Source organism: Calothrix sp. 336/3 (genome assembly GCF_000734895.2).
GTDB lineage: Bacteria > Cyanobacteriota > Cyanobacteriia > Cyanobacteriales > Nostocaceae > 336-3.
Genome location: NZ_CP011382.1, coordinates 2,994,590 through 3,013,148, shown reverse-complemented (window position 1 = coordinate 3,013,148; position 18,559 = coordinate 2,994,590). Strand labels below are relative to the sequence as shown.

The window sequence follows — 18,559 nt, the reverse complement described above, 5'->3', positions numbered from 1 at the left end:
GGAGATTGGGTGTTGAAATTAATACAATTCACCCAATTTTCCATTTCTAGACGTATAACAATTTCTGTTGTTCTCCCGTCAGCATAGTTACTAATGCATCCACAACTGAGTTAACTTGAATACTTTGTAATCCAGGATACATAGGTAAAGATAGAATCTCCTTGGCTAATCTCTCTGCATGGGGGAAATCACCAATTTGATAGCGTAAGTAGGTAAATGCTGGTTGCAGATGGCAAGGAATTGGGTAGTGAATCCCTGTCTGAATACCTAAATCTGCAAGTTTCCCTTGGATTTCTTCCCTGGGAAGAGAACAAGTTTCCTGGACTCTGATAACGTATAAATGATAAACGTGCCCGTTAGCACTTTGATTTTGGATCGGAATGATACCGCTATTCATTAAAGATGATAGTTGACTATCATACTGTTGGGCAATTCGTTGGCGATCGCTATTCCATTGTGAGAGATAGGGTAATTTTCTCTGTAAAATTGCTGCCTGGATTGTATCTAAACGACTGTTTGTTCCTGACTCCACATGAAAATATTTTTGTGCAGCACCGTAATTTCGCAGACGCTTCATTTTTTGTGCCACATCTGCATCTTTGGTGACTAACATTCCTCCATCCCCAAATGCGCCTAAATTTTTACTGGGATAGAAACTAAAAGCAGCAGCAATTCCCACAGCACCAGCGCGGTATCCTTCCCTTTCTGCTAAATGTGCTTGTGCTGCATCTTCAAAAATTAACAATTTATAAGTATCAGCAAAATCTAAAAGTTGCTTGGGAGACACCATTTGTCCGTACAAATGTACAGGGATGATGGCTTTTGTTTTACTGGTTACAACTTTAGCTGCTGCTTCTAAATCAATTAAAGCCGTTTCCGGATGACAATCAACAAAAATGGGTGTGGCACCTGCTCGCAAAACACCAATTAAAGTTGCAACAAAGGTATTTGCAGGTAATATAACTTCGTCTCCAGCACCGATATTACAAGCTTGTAAACCGAGGGCGATCGCGTCTGTACCAGAAGCAACACCCACACCATATCCCGTACCACAGGCAGCAGCAAAAGCCGTTTCAAAGTTGACTAATGCTTGCCCTAAAACAAAATCACCCACAGTCAAAACATCTTGAATCGCCTGCTCCAACTCTGTTTGAATTGGTGCGTGTTGTAAAGTCAAGTCTACAAAAGGAATATTTATTGACATCTTTTTTGTTAAATGATGAATGAAAATTATGTATGAAAGTCTTTGTTATCTCTAATTTATTTATCTAGATATATTTTTTACAACCGTATAATTAAATATTTTTTACCCTTAAAACAATGTTGAACAAATAATTAATACGTAGGAATAAGTATTTACCCAGAGATAGCGGATAAATTCATAATAATTACCAAAAGTTTTACAAAATTTTGATTAAATTATTTACAAGTAATCCCATCTAATTAAATGTAAATTTTCATAACAGCAGAAACAATGTGAAGCATTCATTGAGCATCCTTGTTAGGATTCAGTAATCGCAAGTACTCTATTTTATTTTTTAAAAATTGACCTAATTGTCTGGAAGTATCGACATTTAATATGTTCAATTAATTCATGATTGAGATTGATATATTAAAATATGTGCAATATCCATGAGACGAAATCAAATAAGCAATCATAGATTATTTTTTCTGTAAAAGTATTTTAATAAATAAAAAGATATTGTCAAAGATGCTCACCGATGATTTAACATCATGCATGTAATCATCCTGCTATAAATCAATGAGTAAATAAAAAATACTGATGCCTCTAACCAGAAATTGACAAAGACTATAATTAAAATTCTATGTAATTTTCAGCTAGCTAACTTTGGCGTTTATCGTCCAGAGAAGACAAGAATATAGCAATAGAGCACCTGGCAAATAAAAAACAAGTCCTGTAGGTTAGCAAAATCATCTTTTGACAAAAACCTCAACATTGCTTTTTATTCCTAGTGTTATATTACCCAGGTCAAAATCAAAACTAACGCCAGAGAGGAAAATCACCTAAGATACCCAAACAATAATTCCCAACTTCGATCAATCCAAACAAAGGGCTTACAGGTACAAAAATCCCATCCCTGGGTTAGACTCAACAAGCCTATTAGCAGACATAAGGAAGCAAGAAGAGAGCCTAGTCATTTTGCATCAGTAAAATTAGACGATTGATTTTTTAATATTCCTTCCGGGGAAAATAAACAAGAGAAATCTTCCATCTGGAAACTTTTACTTTTTTGCCAATGCAATGACTGGTTGAAAATACTTAACCCAATCCTCTTACGACATTCTAGACATAGCTGATTGTTCATCTCAGGCAAAATCATGAAAATACTCTTAAATTCCGCCCTTTCTCGTCTTTTTCATAGAAGGTAGGCAGCAATAAAATCCGGTGAATGAAAAAAAATTAGTTCAACATTGTTGATCGCAGACAAAATTGGGGAATGCTGAATAATAGCAAATAACCCAGAAAAAGCGGTTATATGAATTACAATATCGAGCAATTATCAAGGTAGCAATGGCAATGCTAGAGCCTGAAAACAATATGTTAACCCTTAAAGATGGTTGGGCTTCCCTAGAGACAAGAGAGCAACGTCGTCTGCTGGCATTGTCAGAATTAGGTTTGCGGCAACCAGAAACGATTCCCGTTTTTGAAGAAGCGACTCAAACGTCTGCTCATTTTTTGGAAGCACCAATCTCTACTTTGGGATTTATCGATCAAGAACGCCATTGGTTTAAGTCAGCAGTGGGGTTATCCCGTCTGGGATTGATGAATCAGTTAGCGCAAGCTCGCCAACTCCAGCGCCAGGAATCCTTCTGTACCCAGGTGGTTGAGACTTCGCAAATTGTACAAATCAACGATACAAAGCAATTAAAAAATACAGAACTTTTAACTGGCAAGCTTGTACAAGATTATGGCGTACGTGCTTACCTAGGAGTACCCCTGATTGACGCTTCCGGGAATTGTCTGGGTGCTTTAGCAGTTATGGATCTTGCACCCCGCGAATTTAAACATCGGGATATTGAGTTTTTACAAATCATTGCTCGCTGGTGTATGAGCGAGTTTGAACGGAATCGACTCCTACAAAAAGTTATCCCCAGTAATACAGGAGTACAGAGTAACACCAATTGGTCGGTTCCAGAAACCAAAATTAATCTCAATGAGATTAAACTAACTCCTAAGGCTCTTCAGAAGGAAAAAATTAGTACTAACCAGCTGAAGTTAGAATTACTGGAACAGCTAACTCAAGAGTTGCGAACCCCATTAACTTCTGTATTAGGTATGGCAAGCGTTTTGGGGCGAGAAATTTATGGTCCCTTAACGACGAAACAGAGAGAATACGTAGATATTATTCAGCATAGTGGTAAATATCTACTCTCCTTAGTGAATGAAATTGCGGAGTTGGGTAGTGTTGATGAAGATGCTACGGTACTGAATTTAGCGCCAGTAGACATCGAAATGCTCTGCCAGCAGGCAATACATACCCTAGAAGAGGCAGCTAACCGTCGTGAGCAAGATGTACGTTTATCTATTGAGCCGGGACGTAATCGCATCTTACCCTTAGATAAAGATAAGGTGCGACAGATACTGTATCACTTAATTTTTAGTGTGATTCAATTATCTGCTACGGGTAGTATTGTCCGAATTCACGTATCTTACAAAGAGGATGCCCTGAATATTACAATTTGGGTTTCTCATCCTTGGTTAGGAGATGGGATTACGGAGGTTGATCCTTATTTCCGTTTGAGTAACGTACCTTTGTTAGAGCTACAGGAAGGTATTGATATTTATGAATCACTGGATAATCAAACATCTAGCGATCGCCAATCTTTGATGATGGAAGGGATGGAAAAAGAAACCTCTGGGAATGATGTGATGACTGTTGCTCAGAACTTGAAGAAGCGCAAAAATCCGATGTCACGGGAAAGTTTAGGTTTGTTACTCAGTTGCCAGTTAGCAGATTTACATGGTGGGCAAATTTCTATTCAGGGTTCTCCCGAATCAGGATACCGCTATGTCTTATCTTTACCCTTACAAGCTGACACAGATGAAGCTATCGGTGAGTAAAGGGTAAATGAGAGGGTGTCATAATTGAGTAAATTTTTATCTCCCACAATCACAAGTGTAATGGGGTATTGGGCAGCTTTTGACTCAATACTCAGAATCAAACTTTGATAACGAGTAATAGCGTTTCACGAACATTTTGAAACATATCTAATACCATTTCTCTAAATTCCGGCTACAGATAATTCTCTCCCTGCTATCTATATGTAGGTTTATTGGGGAGAATTCGTATAAGTCCTAAAATCCTTATCAAACCAGGATTTCTTCATAATTGCTTTAGGGCGTTCCTTGGGTATGAGGAGGTGAAAAACTCTTGCTTGTGATAGCTTTAGCAAAGCGTGAATCGGGATTTGCAAAATTTGTGATAATCCCTGTGAATTGACTGTGATACAGGGGAACTCTACCCATTATGATTAAGTCGATATTCTGCGCTTGATGCTAATTGCTAACAGCTTTTATGAATTTAGTCTGGCAAAGATTTACCCTCTCTGATTTACCCCTGAAAGACTACGTTAACGGTAGTTATTTACATCGATTTGTCGGTTTTTTAAGCCCTTGGCGGCAAACCAGTTGGCTTTTGCAGTGGGGTGATGCGATCGCCACAATGTTAGTTAGTCTGGTGTTCGTTTTAGCTCCCTTCACTGTGACTAAAACCACTGTCTTGGGACTGTTCATTGTTGCTTGTAGTGCCTTCTGGTTACTACTGACAGTATCTGATGATACTACAGACGGAAATCATCATTTTGTTACTCCTATCCACCTACTAGTATTACTTTACTGGGGCATTTGCGTGATTGCCACGGCAGCCTCTGAGGAGAAGAAGGCAGCCCTAGAAGGTTTAATTAATTTTTCCCTATATTTCATCCTTTTTGCTCTCTGTGCCAGGATTTTGCGATCGCCGAGCATCCGCTCTTGGATGTTAACTTTATACTTACACATTTCGCTATTTGTCAGTATTTATGCTGTGCGACAAAAGTTTTTTGGTGCCGCGCAGCTAGCGACTTGGGTGGATCCAGAATCTCCCCTATCCAAGAATACGCGGGTTTACAGCTATCTCGGTAATCCTAATTTGTTAGCTGGGTATATACTACCTGCATTGATTTTAAGTTTAGTGGCTATCTTTGCTTGGCGGGGGTTAGCCCCTAAAGCTTTAGCTTTTACCATGTTTGTTGTCAATGCTGCTTGTCTACGCTTTGCTGATAGTCGGGGCAGTTATATTGGTTTGGCGATCGCTGCGGTTGTACTGGTTCTACTACTACGTTACTGGTATGCATCATCCTTACCGTTATTTTGGCGGAGATGGTTAGTACCGATAATTTTAGGTATTTTTATTGCCTTATTTCTCGTCGCCTTTGGTGCATCTGAAACCTTTCGCCTCCGGATTGTCAGTATTTTTGCTGGGAGAGAAGATAGCAGTAACAACTTCCGCATTAACGTCTGGACATCTGCTATCAAGATGATTCAGCATTATCCCATATTTGGCATTGGTCCTGGGCACGATACATTTAATCTAGTTTACCCACGGTATCAAGCACCTAAATATACCGCCCTGAGTGCCTATTCTATCTTTTTAGAAACTGCCGTAGAAACAGGGTTAATTGGTTTACTCAGTTTTTTGTGGTTGCTGATTGTCATATTTAATACTGGGTGGCAGCGACTTCAACAGTTGCGAGACATCAAAAGTCAAGACGGATTGTGGTTAATTGGGGCGATCGCTGCTCTCGTCGCTATGCTAGGTCATGGTTTAGTTGATACTGTATGGTATCGTCCGGTAATTAACAGCGTTTGGTGGCTAATTGTGGGATTAATTGCTAGTTATTATCAGTTACCAAATACCAGTTCCCAGTTGTCAGATTCCAACAAATAGTCATTCCTGGAATATCTTGGCTTTCTGCCAATTCCTAAAGCTTTGTTAAACTGATGTGCAGCTAAATTGTATAAATCAAAAACGCGAAATCATCGTATTGCGGGCATCCCTTCACTTCCTTCGAGGGCAGGTTTGTCCGCTTTTGCTATAGAAATTAAATGTGTACTAGCTTATCCCTTGATTAAGCCACCTCAAAACATTTCCCAATTTTCCCAAAACATTCCCCAGGATAGAATCAAAGCATATGAAGAAATGTAACAATCTTTAAGGAGCTAGTAGCAAAATTCAGGAGTAACACTGTGACAATTACCACACTTGGGACAACGAATATTGCTGTCACACCTTTGTGTATAGGCACTTGGGCATGGGGCGATAAACTCTTCTGGAATGACTATGACGAAGCAGAATTACAAGCAGCCTTCACCAGAGCCCTAGAGTTAGGTCTTAATTTTTTTGACACTGCTGAAATTTACGGAAGCGGACTTTCAGAAAAATTTCTTGGTAAATTCACCCAATCAAATACAGTCCAAATTGCCACTAAGTTTGCTCCCTTACCCTGGCGCTTTACAGGCAAATCGGTGAGCGAGGCTTTGACTGCTAGCCTCAGTCGCTTACAACGCAATAGTGTTGCTTTATACCAAGTTCATTGGTCATTTGCTTTCTTCATGAGCCAAGATACTCTGATGAATGCCCTTGCTGAGGAAGTGCAACGAGGTAGAGTTCAAGCTATTGGGGTAAGTAATTACTCGGCAGTCCAGATGCAAGAAACACAACAAATTTTAGGTAAGCTTGGCATACCCCTAGCCGTCAATCAAGTACCCTACTCTCTGTTAAATCGACAGATTGAAACCAACGGCATAGTGGATACAGCCCGTGATTTAGGTGTGACAATTTTAGCTTACAGTCCCCTAGCCCAAGGCTTGCTCACAGGCAAATATACCCTGGGTAGTAACCAAAAACCCACAGGTGCAAGAAAGATTGACCCCAGATTTAGTCAGGATGGTCTGCAAAAAATTACCCCTGTAATTTCTTTATTAAAACAAATTGGTGAAACACACAATCACACACCTGCCCAAGTAGCCCTGAACTGGCTAATTGCTCAAGGAAATGTCATTCCTATTGCCGGAGCTAAAACTGTCAAGCAGGTAGAAGAGAATGCCGGAGCATTAGGTTGGCAGCTCACACCGGAAGAAATTTCCCAAATTGACGAAATTACCCGCCCCTGGCGAAATTAATTTGCCTCAAAAATGAATAAGTCTGGTTAACCCAGAAATACCCGGACTATCCAGACTATTATCATTTATTTAATCAAGACAGCGGATTTAGCCGATAGAAATTTCTAGGAAGCAGATTCTCTCCCTGCTGCTCCAGAACTGAGTTTTTTCACGGGAGATGCAGAGGAATTTTCCCTGCGTCCTCCTCCTGTACGTAGTTTGGGCTTGGGTGAACCACCACGCCCACCTTCTCCAGCATCTGTACTCCAGTGAGAACGACGGGAACGAGATTCACCTCCATCGCGATCGCGTCTTCCACCACCGCCACCACCACTGCGGAGCTTAGGTTTGGGTGTAGCCCGTGCGTCTTCTTCGGGGTAGTCAGCTTCGTTTTGTAGCCAAGCTGGACGAGTTTGATCATAGGCAATTTGTAAAGCAGCTGCGGCGATCGCATGGGCATCATACTGCTCGCTTAACTCACTCACAATGGGCAAGAAAGATGCCAATCTCTCTCCAGTTAAGGCTTCACGAACCTGAACCTGTAATTTATCTAACTGTTTAGCTTCTATTTGTGCCCTGGTAGGAATGGCAAGTACCTGCCAACTTTGGCGAACGTGACGCTCAAAAGCCTGTTGTTTGCGACGCTCAAAGGGCTGTACTAAGGAAATGGCTGTCCCTTCTTTGCCTGCTCTTCCTGTCCGCCCAATTCGGTGAACGTAGGTTTCGACGCTATCTGGTAAATCAAAGTTAATCACATGGGACAATTGGTCTACATCCAGACCCCGTGCCGCGATATCTGTTGCTACCACCCAACGCACCTGACGACTACGGAACCGTGTCAGCAAACGTTCTCTAGCTTGTTGGGACAAGTCACCATGGTATTCATCGACACTATGACCGGCAGATTGCAGTTGGCTTGTTAGTTCTGCGGCGGTGCGGCGAGTCCGGACGAAAATCAGGGCAGATTCTGGATCTTCCATTTCCAAAATCGGTTGCAATGCCCTAGCTTTTGACCAATGACGGGGAACAACATAAGCTACCTGATTAATTTTGGTTGGTGTCGCTTTTGGCTGTTCCACGGTGACTGTTACCGGGTCATTCAAAAACTTATTTACCAACATCCGAATTGAAGGTGGCATAGTTGCAGAGAAAAGGGCAGTTTGCCGTTCAGTTGGTGCTTGGGAAAGAATTTTCTCCACATCATCAATGAAGCCCATGCTTAACATTTCATCGGCTTCGTCAAGAACAAACCAACGCACATTATCCAGCTTTAAACTGCCCCGTTCTAGCAAATCAATGACTCGTCCTGGTGTACCCACAACTATTTGGGCACCTCGTCGCAATTGCAAGATTTGACGGTCGATTGATTGACCACCATAAATTGCCATGGCTCGTAAACCAGAATCTCCGATAAATTCGGAAATGGCATCATGGACTTGCATTGCCAATTCCCTAGTGGGAGCCAGAACTAAAGCTTGGACTACTCGATGATTGATATCCAACCGTTCTAGCATCGGCAGGGAGAAAGCTGCGGTCTTACCGGTACCTGTTTGGGATTGCCCCACAACATCACGACCACCTAAAAGCTGGGGAATTGCTTGTGCTTGAATATTGGTAGGTTCTGTAAAACCGAGTTGTTCTAAATGTTCTACACGCTGTTGTGAAATGCCTAATTCTTGAAAGGAAGGATTCATCAATTCTCCTGGATATTTTTTGTTTTTGAGAAATGCAAAATTTCAGAGTGACGAGTTAGGAGTTAGCCGCGATTTGCAGAAATTATTCACTTCTGACTCCTAAATCTTGACTCGTTAATTGAGGATACGACCGTACAAATCGTAGGCATCTGCATCTTTAATGGCTACGGGTACGATGGTGCCGAGTCTGGCTTGCCCTTGAACATATACCAACCCGTCTACCTCTGGAGAAAATCGGGTGGAACGACCGATTAATTCACCGGTTTCAGGGTTTTCTTGTTCGATTAAAACATCGACAACTTTACCTATTTCTTGTTGGTTTTTCTTGTAGGAAATTGGCTGTTGAAGTGCCATCACAGCGTCTCTACGGGATTCCATTACCTCTGGGGGTAATTGGTTGGGCAAACTGTATGCTGGTGTACCTTCTTCCGAAGAAAAGGTAAAGACACCAACATGATCAAATTCATGACGCTGGACAAACTGCAACAAATGCTGAAAGTGTGTGTCTGTTTCGCCGGGGAACCCGACGATGAAAGTCGTCCGTAGTACTGCCTGGGGTAGTTCTACTTTCATCCGCTCGATGATGTCATCGTTGACTCGTCCTTGCCAAGGACGATTCATTGCCCGCAGAATTTCCGGATGAGAATGTTGCAAGGGTAAATCTAAGTAGGGTAAGACGTTGGGTGTGTCTTTAATCGCGGCAATGACATCTGGTGTGAGTCCTGTAGGATAGGCGTAGTGTATCCGAATCCAAGGTACATCTACTTTGCCTAGTGCCCTTAATAGTTGAGCTAACTGGGGCTTACCGTATATATCTATACCGTAGTTTGTGGTGATTTGAGAAATTAAAATTATTTCTTTGACACCTTGTGCTGCTAGTTGTTCCGCCTCAGCCACTATGGATTCAATGGTGCGCGATCGCTGGTTTCCTCGGAGATGGGGGATGATACAAAAAGCACAGCGATAATCACAACCTTCAGCAACTCTTAAGTAGGCTACTCCCTCGGTAGTCGTGCGGTAGCGAGGTGTGGTTTCATCGGCAATATAAGTTGGTTCACTAGAAACTAACTTAACTCGCTCTCCTGTTTCCACGCGCTCAATCACATTGACTATCTTGTTATAGTCTCCAGTACCCACTACTGCCACAGCTTCGGGTAATTCTTCTAATAACTGTTCCTGAAAATGCTGCGCCATGCAGCCAGTAATGACTATCTTTTTATTCGCTTCTGCTAACTCAACTAAAGTTCTAACAGATTCTTCTCTTGCCGCTTCAATAAAACTACAAGTATTAACAATTACATAATCTGCTACTTCTTCATTTGTATCAACACCATAGCCTGCTTCTACAAGCAGCCCTAACATATGTTCTGTATCAATGCGATTTTTTTCGCAACCTAGGTGAGAAATGGCAATAGTCGGTTTTTCACCCATATTGTCAGAAGATTTCAGTTTTTCTTTTTCTCTCAAAATCAAGTGTTTAAATTATCAACTATTTGGGCTATCTTTTTGTCAATTAATTTGACCGCACAAGCAATTATAAACAGGATTATCCATAAGTCATGATTCCTCAGATAATCACCAATGTTACAGCTACTTGATTTTTACTTTGCTTCTCCTCCCCTTTTGAAGAATGACTGTAGTTTCAAACTAGTCATCACCGCCCTTAGGAAGCTATGACTTTATAAATACAGGATTTCATGCTGTATATGATATTTTGTTTGGCTAAAATTTGCTTTTCAGCAAGAAATTGCAAGTACCAATAAAAGTTTGGATACTTTCAGCCGGAATAGCGCATTTTTGGTATTTACATTACCGCAGTTCGTGCGATTTTACGTATACCCTACATAGGGAAAGCCGCCATTAGCTGCGGATGTTTGAAGAGAAGTTGTTACCCTGTAGGAAATTGTGCACGAGACTAAACCTGAATAGCGGTGATGTTTCCCATACGCTCAGACCTTGCCGACAAAAACTGGCAAGATATCTAAACAGTGGATGGAAATCCGCGACCCTGCGGTGATTGGCTCTTTGCTTACACGTCTTATGAGTCGTCAACTCCTCTTGTAGCCAGCCTTTATCTTAACATATCTTATGGAATGTTTTGTGTTAATTTCCATCCTAGGGGGGAGGAAAGAATTAGGCACCCAAAAGGATAAGGGGTAAGAACTATCTTTATTATCTCCGGAATTGGACTTGGTTAGGGCTATTTAGGAGTCTATAGGAAAGAGAGAAGTAATAAGGTATAAGGAAAAAGGGATAAAATTCTGATGCATTCTAGCTTATACCCAATTAATTACTAGCCTCCAAATACTGCTCAATAGTTAAAGACGTGGACTTATATCATTTATTTAAAACTCACACTCCAATTATTGGCGTGGTACATCTGTTACCATTACCAACCGCAGCTCGTTGGGGTGGTAGTCTCAAAGCGGTGATTGACCGTGCAGAACAAGAGGCTGTAGCTCTTGCTAGTGGTGGGGTTGACGGTATCATTGTCGAAAATTTTTTCGACGCACCGTTTACGAAAAATCATGTCGATCCAGCAGTTGTCAGTGCGATGACTGTGGTAGTGCAGCGTATTCAGAATTTGGTGACGTTACCCGTGGGGTTAAATGTTTTACGCAATGACGGGAGAAGTGCTTTAGCGATCGCCAGCTGTGTCCGGGCAGAATTTATTCGCGTCAATGTACTAACTGGAGTCATGGCAACCGATCAAGGATTAATTGAAGGTGAAGCCCACGAATTATTACGTTATCGCCGGGAACTAGGCACTGATGTGAAAATTTTAGCTGATGTTCTAGTTAAACACGCTCGTCCTTTAAGTTCTCCTAACCTGACCGTCGCGGTACAAGATACCATTGAACGTGGTTTAGCTGACGCGATTATTCTTTCCGGTTGGGCAACTGGTAGTCCTCCCAATTTGGAAGATGTCGAATTAGCCTCCCAAGCAGCAGGTAATACTCCCGTATTTATTGGTAGTGGAGCCTCCTGGGAAAATATTGCTACACTGATGCAAGCAGCAAATGGTGTGATAGTTTCTAGTTCCTTGAAACGTCATGGTCGGCGTGAGCAACCAATTGACCCCAATCGCGTCAGTCAATTCGTAGAAGCTGCTCGTCAAAGCTGGAAGCCTGAAAATACCTCTAATTCAGCAAAACCATCGGTCAAATTGCATTAATTTGGGGGGTGGAAAGTGGGAAATAGAAACCAAGGGAGAAGGAAAAAGAAATGAGATTTCTTGCAGCTTCAGATTCTAGATAGAAAAATTTCCCATTCCCCATCCCCAATTCCTGATCCCTAATCCCTAATTATTAATTCCAATTCCCAAAAGTTTATGATTCGTCGCCGTTCTGCACCTTGGATACACCGGAATTCGCGGTACTTAATCGCTGGAATCGCGGGTTGTGGGGCTTTAGTAACAGCCTACCTCACCTATGTGAAATTTACCCAAAATAGTACTGCTTGTCCGACTAAAAGCTGTGACTTAGTTCTCCAAAGTCCCTATGCTACGGTGCTGGGGCAACCCTTGGCACTATTTGGTTTTCTGGCTTATACCAGTATGATGATTTTTGCCCTATTACCCCTGGGTGTTGACTCAGTGGAAAAGAAAGAAAACCGTAATCAGCTGGAAAATCTCACCTGGTTGCTGTTGCTGACTGGTGCTGTGGCTATGTCAGTATTTAGTGGATACCTGATGTATGTTCTGTTTGCCAAAATTAATGCAGCTTGTATTTACTGTATTGGTTCGGCAATTTTTTCTTTGAGTTTATTGATACTGACGATTATTGGTCGTACTTGGGAAGATTTTGGACAGATTTTCTTTACGGCGATCGTTGTTGGGATGGTGACTTTAATTGCCACCCTGGGTGTGTACTCTGGTGTAAATAGAGTTGATACCAACTTATCAGCCACACCGGAACCAACTGGTAAACCCACGATGGGTGTTGGTTGGGAAATCAAAAGTACTTCGGGGGAAGCGGAAATTGCCCTCGCCAAGCATCTTACACAAATAGGTGCTAAGGAGTACATCGCTTGGTGGTGTCCCCATTGCCATGAACAGAAAGAATTATTTGGCAAGGAAGCTTATAAAGAAATTCGACATATCGAATGTGACCCACGAGGGAAAAATCCTCAGCCTAATCAGTGTACAGCTGCGGGTATTGAAGGATTTCCCACTTGGCAAATCAATGGTAAGCTTTACCCCAATGTTCAAAGCCTGAACAAGCTTGCAGATATCTCTGGCTATAAGGGTCCCAGGAACTTCAAGAATTTTCCAGACGCTTTCAAATAGATTTATCCGCTTGTCACCAAATTTATTATTTGATCAAATCCAAGACTAGGGACAAAGGGAAAAAAGATTTTCTCTGCGTCCTTTATTTTTTAGTTTTGCAAAGTTACCGAACCAGAATCAGCAAAAGCTATTTTAGGGTGTGTTATAACGAGGTTTGTAATATAACAAAACCTTTAGTAAATGCTCTGCTACCCTGTCACTAGCACAAGGATATGCTTAAGAATCAAATAGTAATTCTATAGTAGTAATGGTGGTGACAGATAAACAAAGAAGATTAACAAGCTTTTTCATTTTTTCTGGCTGCCAGAAATTTGTGGTGGCAACTGAGACTCGAAGTATTACAAATCTTGATGCTATTTTTGCATGCTTATGATTTGTTTTTGGGAAAGTAGTTGTCTAATAGAATATATTTCTCCCAGTAAAGGTAATGGGAATGAGTGAGTGGTCAGGCAAGTATCTGACAAAGTTATTGTCTTTAATCAGACAGTCTCTCAGATGGGAAAATCGTGAACTTATTACAGGTTCTGGTGTGGCAGTCTGTTTAATTTTGCTGCGGCTGCTGGGTTTGTTGCAGTTTTTGGAATGGGCTGCTTTAGACCAGTTCTTTCAGTGGCGACCGATGGAAGCCCCGGAAGCCAGAGTTACCATTGTTGCCATCGATGAGGCATCTTTACGACAAATTGGTTCGTGGCCTATGCCTGATGCTGCGATCGCCCAATTGTTGCAAAAATTAAATCAATATCAGCCTCGTGCGATTGGGTTAGACATTTATCGTGATTTAAGGACAGATCCAGGTCATGAAGAGTTAACTGCTGTCTATCAGTCCATGTCTAATCTGATTGGTATTGAGTTGTTATCTGGGGATTCAGATAAGAGGGTTGCAGCACCAGCAGAGTTAAGCGAAAAAAAACAAGTTGGTTTTAATAATTTGCTTTTAGATGCCGATGGTAAGGTCAGACGCAGTTTATTGTATTGGCATCTTGGCAACCAGCTCCATGAAAGCTTTGCTTTGAAGTTGGCAAAATTATATTTAAAACAAGAAAACATTTTACCTCAAAGGGCATCATCTCAATCGGAATATCTTCAGTTAGGAAAGGCGATTTTCCAACGTTTACAACCCCATGACGGAGGTTATGTAGGAGTTGATAATCGTGGGTATCAAATTGTCTCTAACTTTCCTAAACCTGCCTGTTCGGATTGTGCAGAACAAGATTATGGTTTTTCTAAAGTATCGATGCGGAATATCCTCGCAGGAAATGTTCCTAGTGAATTAATTCGCGATCGCGTTGTTTTAATTGGTTCCACTGCTCCTAGTCTTCAGGATTTAGTGCTGATTCCCTATTCTAGCCGCTTAATGGGGACAGCAAAACCGGTGGGGGGAGTGGAGCTACAAGCTTATTTTGTTGCTGAGTTAATTTCCGCATCATTGGATGGTAGACCTCTAATGCGAGTTTGGTCTGATATAGGGGAATATTTGTGGATTTTTGTCTGCTCTTATGCAGGTGCGGTACTCCGGTCACGTATCCGTCGGATAAGATACATTTCCCTGGGTATTTTCCTGGTGGCTATTCTCTTGATAGGTGGTTCCTATGGTAGTTTTTTGTTGGGTTGGTGGATACCACTGATGCCGGGTTTTTTAGCTTTTGCTAGTTCGGTAATTACAATTACTTCTCATATTGCCCATACCCAAGAAGAACTCAAACGTTCCAAGCAATTTTTAGATGGGATTATTAATACCATTGCTGACCCAGTTTTTGTCAAGAATGAAAAACATCAATTAATGATTGTGAATGAGGCTTTTTGTGAATTTATTGGTTATCCCCAGGAAAAATTAATTGGTAAGTCAGATTATGACTTATTTTGCGAGAAGGAAGCTGAGGTTTTTTGGTGGCAAGATGAGTTAATATTTCGTAGTCAGAAATCCCAAGAGCATGAGGAAGAGTTAACGAATGCAGATAAGGTAACTTTTCTGATTGCCACTAAGCGATCGCTACATAAAGATGCTGCTGGTAACTGCTTTCTGGTGGGTGTGATTCGTGATATTACTGAGCGCAAACTCTTAGAACAGGAACTCAAAGCCACGGCAACGGAATTATTTCGTTCTAACAGTGAGCTAAAGTCCAAAGAAGATGAACTGCGTTATGTTGCCTACCACGATACCCTGACAGGTTTATCCAATCGCAAATATTTCCATGAACAGCTAGAAGAATCTTTGGAGTGGGCAAAGAATAATCAACTACTCCTAGGATTATTATTTATCGATTTAGATGGATTTAAACAGGTGAATGATACCTTGGGACATGAAATGGGCGATCGCCTACTGGTAACGATCGCTCAACGTTTAAGTAACATCTTACGCGGTAGTGATACGGTATCTCGCTTAGGAGGTGACGAATTTACCGTAATTTTACGGACTATTCCCGAAATTGAAGTAGCAGCGAGAGTTGCGGAAAAAATTCTGCATACAATCACTGACCCAGTAATTTTAGACGGAAATACAATTAGAGTTTCTGCGAGTATTGGTATTAGTATTTACCCCATCAATAGCTACAACCAAGATACTTTAATTAAACAGGCTGACAATGCCATGTATCGTGCGAAAAATCTGGGTAAAAATCGCTACGAATTTGCTTGAAATAGAACTATTTCGGACTTAACAGGACTCTTTCACCAAAACGCAACAGTTTTTCAATGGCGATGAGGCGATTTTCCCAAACCCGCACCTGATAGGAGTTAGTTGTCATCTGGGGACGCATCAACACCCGAAACTGAGATTGGAAACGACTCAAGGAAGCTTTGGCTGTCACGAATTTAGTCACATTCGGTGCTTCAGCTAACCGATTTAAGGCTGTTTGTAATTTCTCTGCCTGGGAATTTAATTCTGTCAGACTGGTTTCAGGTAACTTTTGTGACTCATTCTGGAGGAGAAGTTTCCATTCCTGCTGTAAGGCACTATAGCGGATAGCCGCAGTTTGGAAGGGTTGACGGTGGGGGATGGGTTCCTTAATTTTTCTGGAACTAGGATTACCCTGGGTATTGCTAAATACTGTATATAAGTCCTTACCCAAATTTTCGGCGGCAAACAGAGCATAACCGCTTGTCGGTAAGTCTCGCACTAATTGGATTTGGTCAAAAGCACCGATTGTCGGTAGGGCAAGTAAGCGGATACCTGGAACTAAAAGAGTTGCCCCCAGACGGGAAGAAGCAATCCAGGGTTGAGCTAATCTTTCAAATCTGACGGTATCCTGAGCGTAGGTCATGGGGACGATAAAATCTATATCCCCTCGTCTTGCCCAGACTTCCCAATTTTGTTGAATCTTGTGGATACGTTCCCGTTCCTGGAGGGGAAATACTGCTACTGAAAGCATTAAATTGGGGCGTTTACGTTTCAAATCCTGGGAAACTTGAGCCACAAAACTATTTACTTGTTGGGTGCGGAAATCTGTCCATTTTTCCCAAAGGTCAATTTGGCTGGGTTTGAGTGTCATGGGATCCACACCATGCTGCTGCTGAAATTGCTCTCTGGCAGCTTTCCCATAGCCATAGGTGCGGTTGGCTCTGGCATCTTGGAAGGGGTAGCGAATGTAGTCTAGTTGTAAACCATCAACGTTGTAACGGGTAACAATTTCTGTGTAGAGATTGATTAAATACTGGCGAACTTGGGGGTTAGCAGGGTCGAAGAAGGGTTTCCCTTGACCGATGGGAATCCGTTGTCCACGGTTGTCAAAGCCTGCCCAGTCAGGGTTTCTGGCTAGTACTGGACCGGGGTAATCTTTGTCGATGTTGAGAATTTCGTTATGGCGATTGTTCCCGGCGGCAAATACCCATACCCAAGCGTGTAATTCCATACCTCGTGCGTGGGCAAGTTTGACGGCAGAGGCTAGGGGATCCCAGTTGCGAATTAGGGGGTTTTGTTCGGGGGCAACTTGGCTGGGATAAATGGTGTAGCTAGCGTTGAGGGTTTCAAAAAATACGGTGTTGATGCCTGCTTGGGCTAGTCTGTCAAAGATTTTTGCGAGTCCGGCTTCGTTGCGTGCTTTGACAATTGTCCCTCGGTCGAGCCACATAGCGCGAATTTCAGGCTGGGCGATGGGACTTTCTAGGGGAAACTGTTGCCAGAGGGCTGATTTTGCTGCTAACCATTGCTGACGAGCTTGGGCATATTGGCGCTGCTGTACCCACAGGGGAAGATTTTTGGCGACTTCGCGAGCTGAGTTGAGTATCTGTTCTGTACCGATGGGTGCGCCAGATTTGACTGAGGCAAATTGAGCTTGTCGTGGTTGGGCGTAGAGAGGTTTATTGTTATTAGCAGCTGCCGCAAGGTGGGCACTTTCTACCCTACCGATGAGGTTGGTGAGTTCACTTTGCAGGGCGATCGCCTCACTGTAGCTGATGGGTGCTTGGGAGTTGGGGAGAACATCTAGTTTGACTGATTGTTCTAATTGGTCGATCGCCTCATCGGAGCGGGGTGTTTTGGCTGTGGTGGCTGTGGTGGTTGTGGTAATGCCAGCAATGCCGAAGGGGGGGGAAGTGGGGGAAGATAGGGGGGGATTTTTACGGGTATCTCTGGCACTACGAGGTACGCCAGGTGTGGTTTTTTTGGCTGTGACTGTGGTGGAACACTTGGAATTAGCTTCAGCTATTTTACTGATATTGATTGAATCTTTTTCTACATGGCGTTTTAAGGCTGTTTCTAGCCAAGCAGTATCTAATGCTGGACTGGAGGCAGTATCTACGCCCCAACGCCATCCAAAAAATGTGGAACGGGGTGTAGCTAAAACACCAACTTGATTATTTTGATTATTCCATACGGCAACTGTTTGGGCAGAGCTACTATCATTAATTACTACACCTCCTTGCACCTTCCCGAAGAGTTCGGTTTTATTTGCCCATCGGGGTGTTTTATCTTTGGGTGGTTGCAGAGTTTGAGTTTTATCGAGGCTAAATCCCCAGTAACCACCAAGTAGACTACGCAATAACTGCCTGACTCCAGGGGCTGATACACTACCTACAGGACCACTAGCAATTAATCGTCCTCCCTTACTCATCCATTCTTCCAGGGCGATCGCCTGGGTTGGAGATAAATTTTCAATATTAGGTAAAAATAAAACAGGGCGATCGCCCCAATCTGCCATATTTTTTACTTCGTCTAAAGGTATTACACAATACTTGACTTTTGCACCTTGTAAACGATTAATAATTCCTGACCATTGATTGGCATTTTCTGAACTTTGAACAATGCTCAAAACGGCTTCAGGTTCTGCGGCAATTGTTGGTAAAGTCAAACAACAATTAAATAGGATAAGCGGCAATTGATACCTGAATAATTGAGAGGTTATTTGCCTCAGTTTCTGAAGATTGACTGCATTGTTCTTGTCTGTCACTATCCACTCCCCGGTATCCACTAATAATAAA

10 protein-coding genes are annotated in these 18,559 nt (G+C 42.2%); 6 read left to right on the top strand and 4 right to left on the bottom strand.

All coding sequences use genetic code 11. The features are described 5' to 3' along the window. Nucleotides 1-46: 46 nt before the first annotated feature. A complete protein-coding gene (locus IJ00_RS12700; RefSeq protein WP_035153588.1) occupies nucleotides 47-1,204 on the bottom strand; it encodes a DegT/DnrJ/EryC1/StrS aminotransferase family protein in 1,158 nt (385 codons plus the stop codon). 1,335 nt (nucleotides 1,205-2,539) lie between these two features. On the opposite strand from IJ00_RS12700, the gene IJ00_RS12695 reads away from it, so the two are divergent. The 3 genes from IJ00_RS12695 to IJ00_RS12685 all read left to right on the top strand — a co-directional run bounded on the left by IJ00_RS12695 (nucleotide 2,540) and on the right by IJ00_RS12685 (nucleotide 7,183). Continuing rightward, on the top strand, nucleotides 2,540-4,084 hold the full coding sequence (locus IJ00_RS12695; protein WP_035158975.1) for a GAF domain-containing sensor histidine kinase: 1,545 nt from the start codon (nucleotides 2,540-2,542) through the stop codon (nucleotides 4,082-4,084). Nucleotides 4,085-4,538: 454 nt separating this feature from the next. Further along, nucleotides 4,539-5,948: an IctB family putative bicarbonate transporter gene (locus tag IJ00_RS12690; protein ID WP_035153587.1), complete on the top strand. Its 1,410-nt coding sequence runs from the start codon at nucleotides 4,539-4,541 to the stop codon at nucleotides 5,946-5,948. Between the two features lie 299 nt (nucleotides 5,949-6,247). Beyond that, the gene (locus IJ00_RS12685; protein WP_046814806.1) at nucleotides 6,248-7,183 is read left to right on the top strand and encodes an aldo/keto reductase; all 936 of its coding nucleotides are present in this window, start codon (nucleotides 6,248-6,250) and stop codon (nucleotides 7,181-7,183) included. A gap of 104 nt (nucleotides 7,184-7,287) precedes the next feature. On the opposite strand, the gene IJ00_RS12680 is transcribed toward IJ00_RS12685, so the two are convergent. Both IJ00_RS12680 and rimO read right to left on the bottom strand, forming a co-directional pair. Continuing rightward, nucleotides 7,288-8,856 (bottom strand): DEAD/DEAH box helicase, encoded by a 1,569-nt coding sequence (locus IJ00_RS12680; protein WP_035153586.1) that lies wholly within the window; start codon nucleotides 8,854-8,856, stop codon nucleotides 7,288-7,290. Between the two features lie 114 nt (nucleotides 8,857-8,970). Further along, on the bottom strand, nucleotides 8,971-10,287 hold the full coding sequence (gene rimO / locus IJ00_RS12675) for a 30S ribosomal protein S12 methylthiotransferase RimO (RefSeq protein WP_035153585.1): 1,317 nt from the start codon (nucleotides 10,285-10,287) through the stop codon (nucleotides 8,971-8,973). Nucleotides 10,288-11,182: 895 nt separating this feature from the next. Here rimO and btpA point away from each other — a divergent pair. The 3 genes from btpA to IJ00_RS12660 all read left to right on the top strand — a co-directional run bounded on the left by btpA (nucleotide 11,183) and on the right by IJ00_RS12660 (nucleotide 15,779). After that, on the top strand, nucleotides 11,183-12,031 hold the full coding sequence (gene btpA / locus IJ00_RS12670; protein WP_035153584.1) for a photosystem I biogenesis protein BtpA: 849 nt from the start codon (nucleotides 11,183-11,185) through the stop codon (nucleotides 12,029-12,031). A 156-nt stretch (nucleotides 12,032-12,187) separates the two neighbouring features. After that, complete coding sequence (locus IJ00_RS12665) at nucleotides 12,188-13,144, top strand: vitamin K epoxide reductase family protein (protein WP_035153583.1); 957 nt, start codon at nucleotides 12,188-12,190, stop codon at nucleotides 13,142-13,144. A gap of 433 nt (nucleotides 13,145-13,577) precedes the next feature. Then, nucleotides 13,578-15,779, top strand: a complete 2,202-nt coding sequence (locus IJ00_RS12660) for a CHASE2 domain-containing protein (RefSeq protein ID WP_035153582.1) — start codon at nucleotides 13,578-13,580, stop codon at nucleotides 15,777-15,779. 7 nt (nucleotides 15,780-15,786) lie between these two features. Here IJ00_RS12660 and IJ00_RS12655 read toward each other — a convergent pair whose 3' ends face one another. Next, entirely contained in the window at nucleotides 15,787-18,528 is a 2,742-nt protein-coding gene (locus tag IJ00_RS12655; RefSeq protein WP_035158971.1) for a family 10 glycosylhydrolase, read from the bottom strand. Between the last annotated feature and the right edge of the window lie 31 nt (nucleotides 18,529-18,559).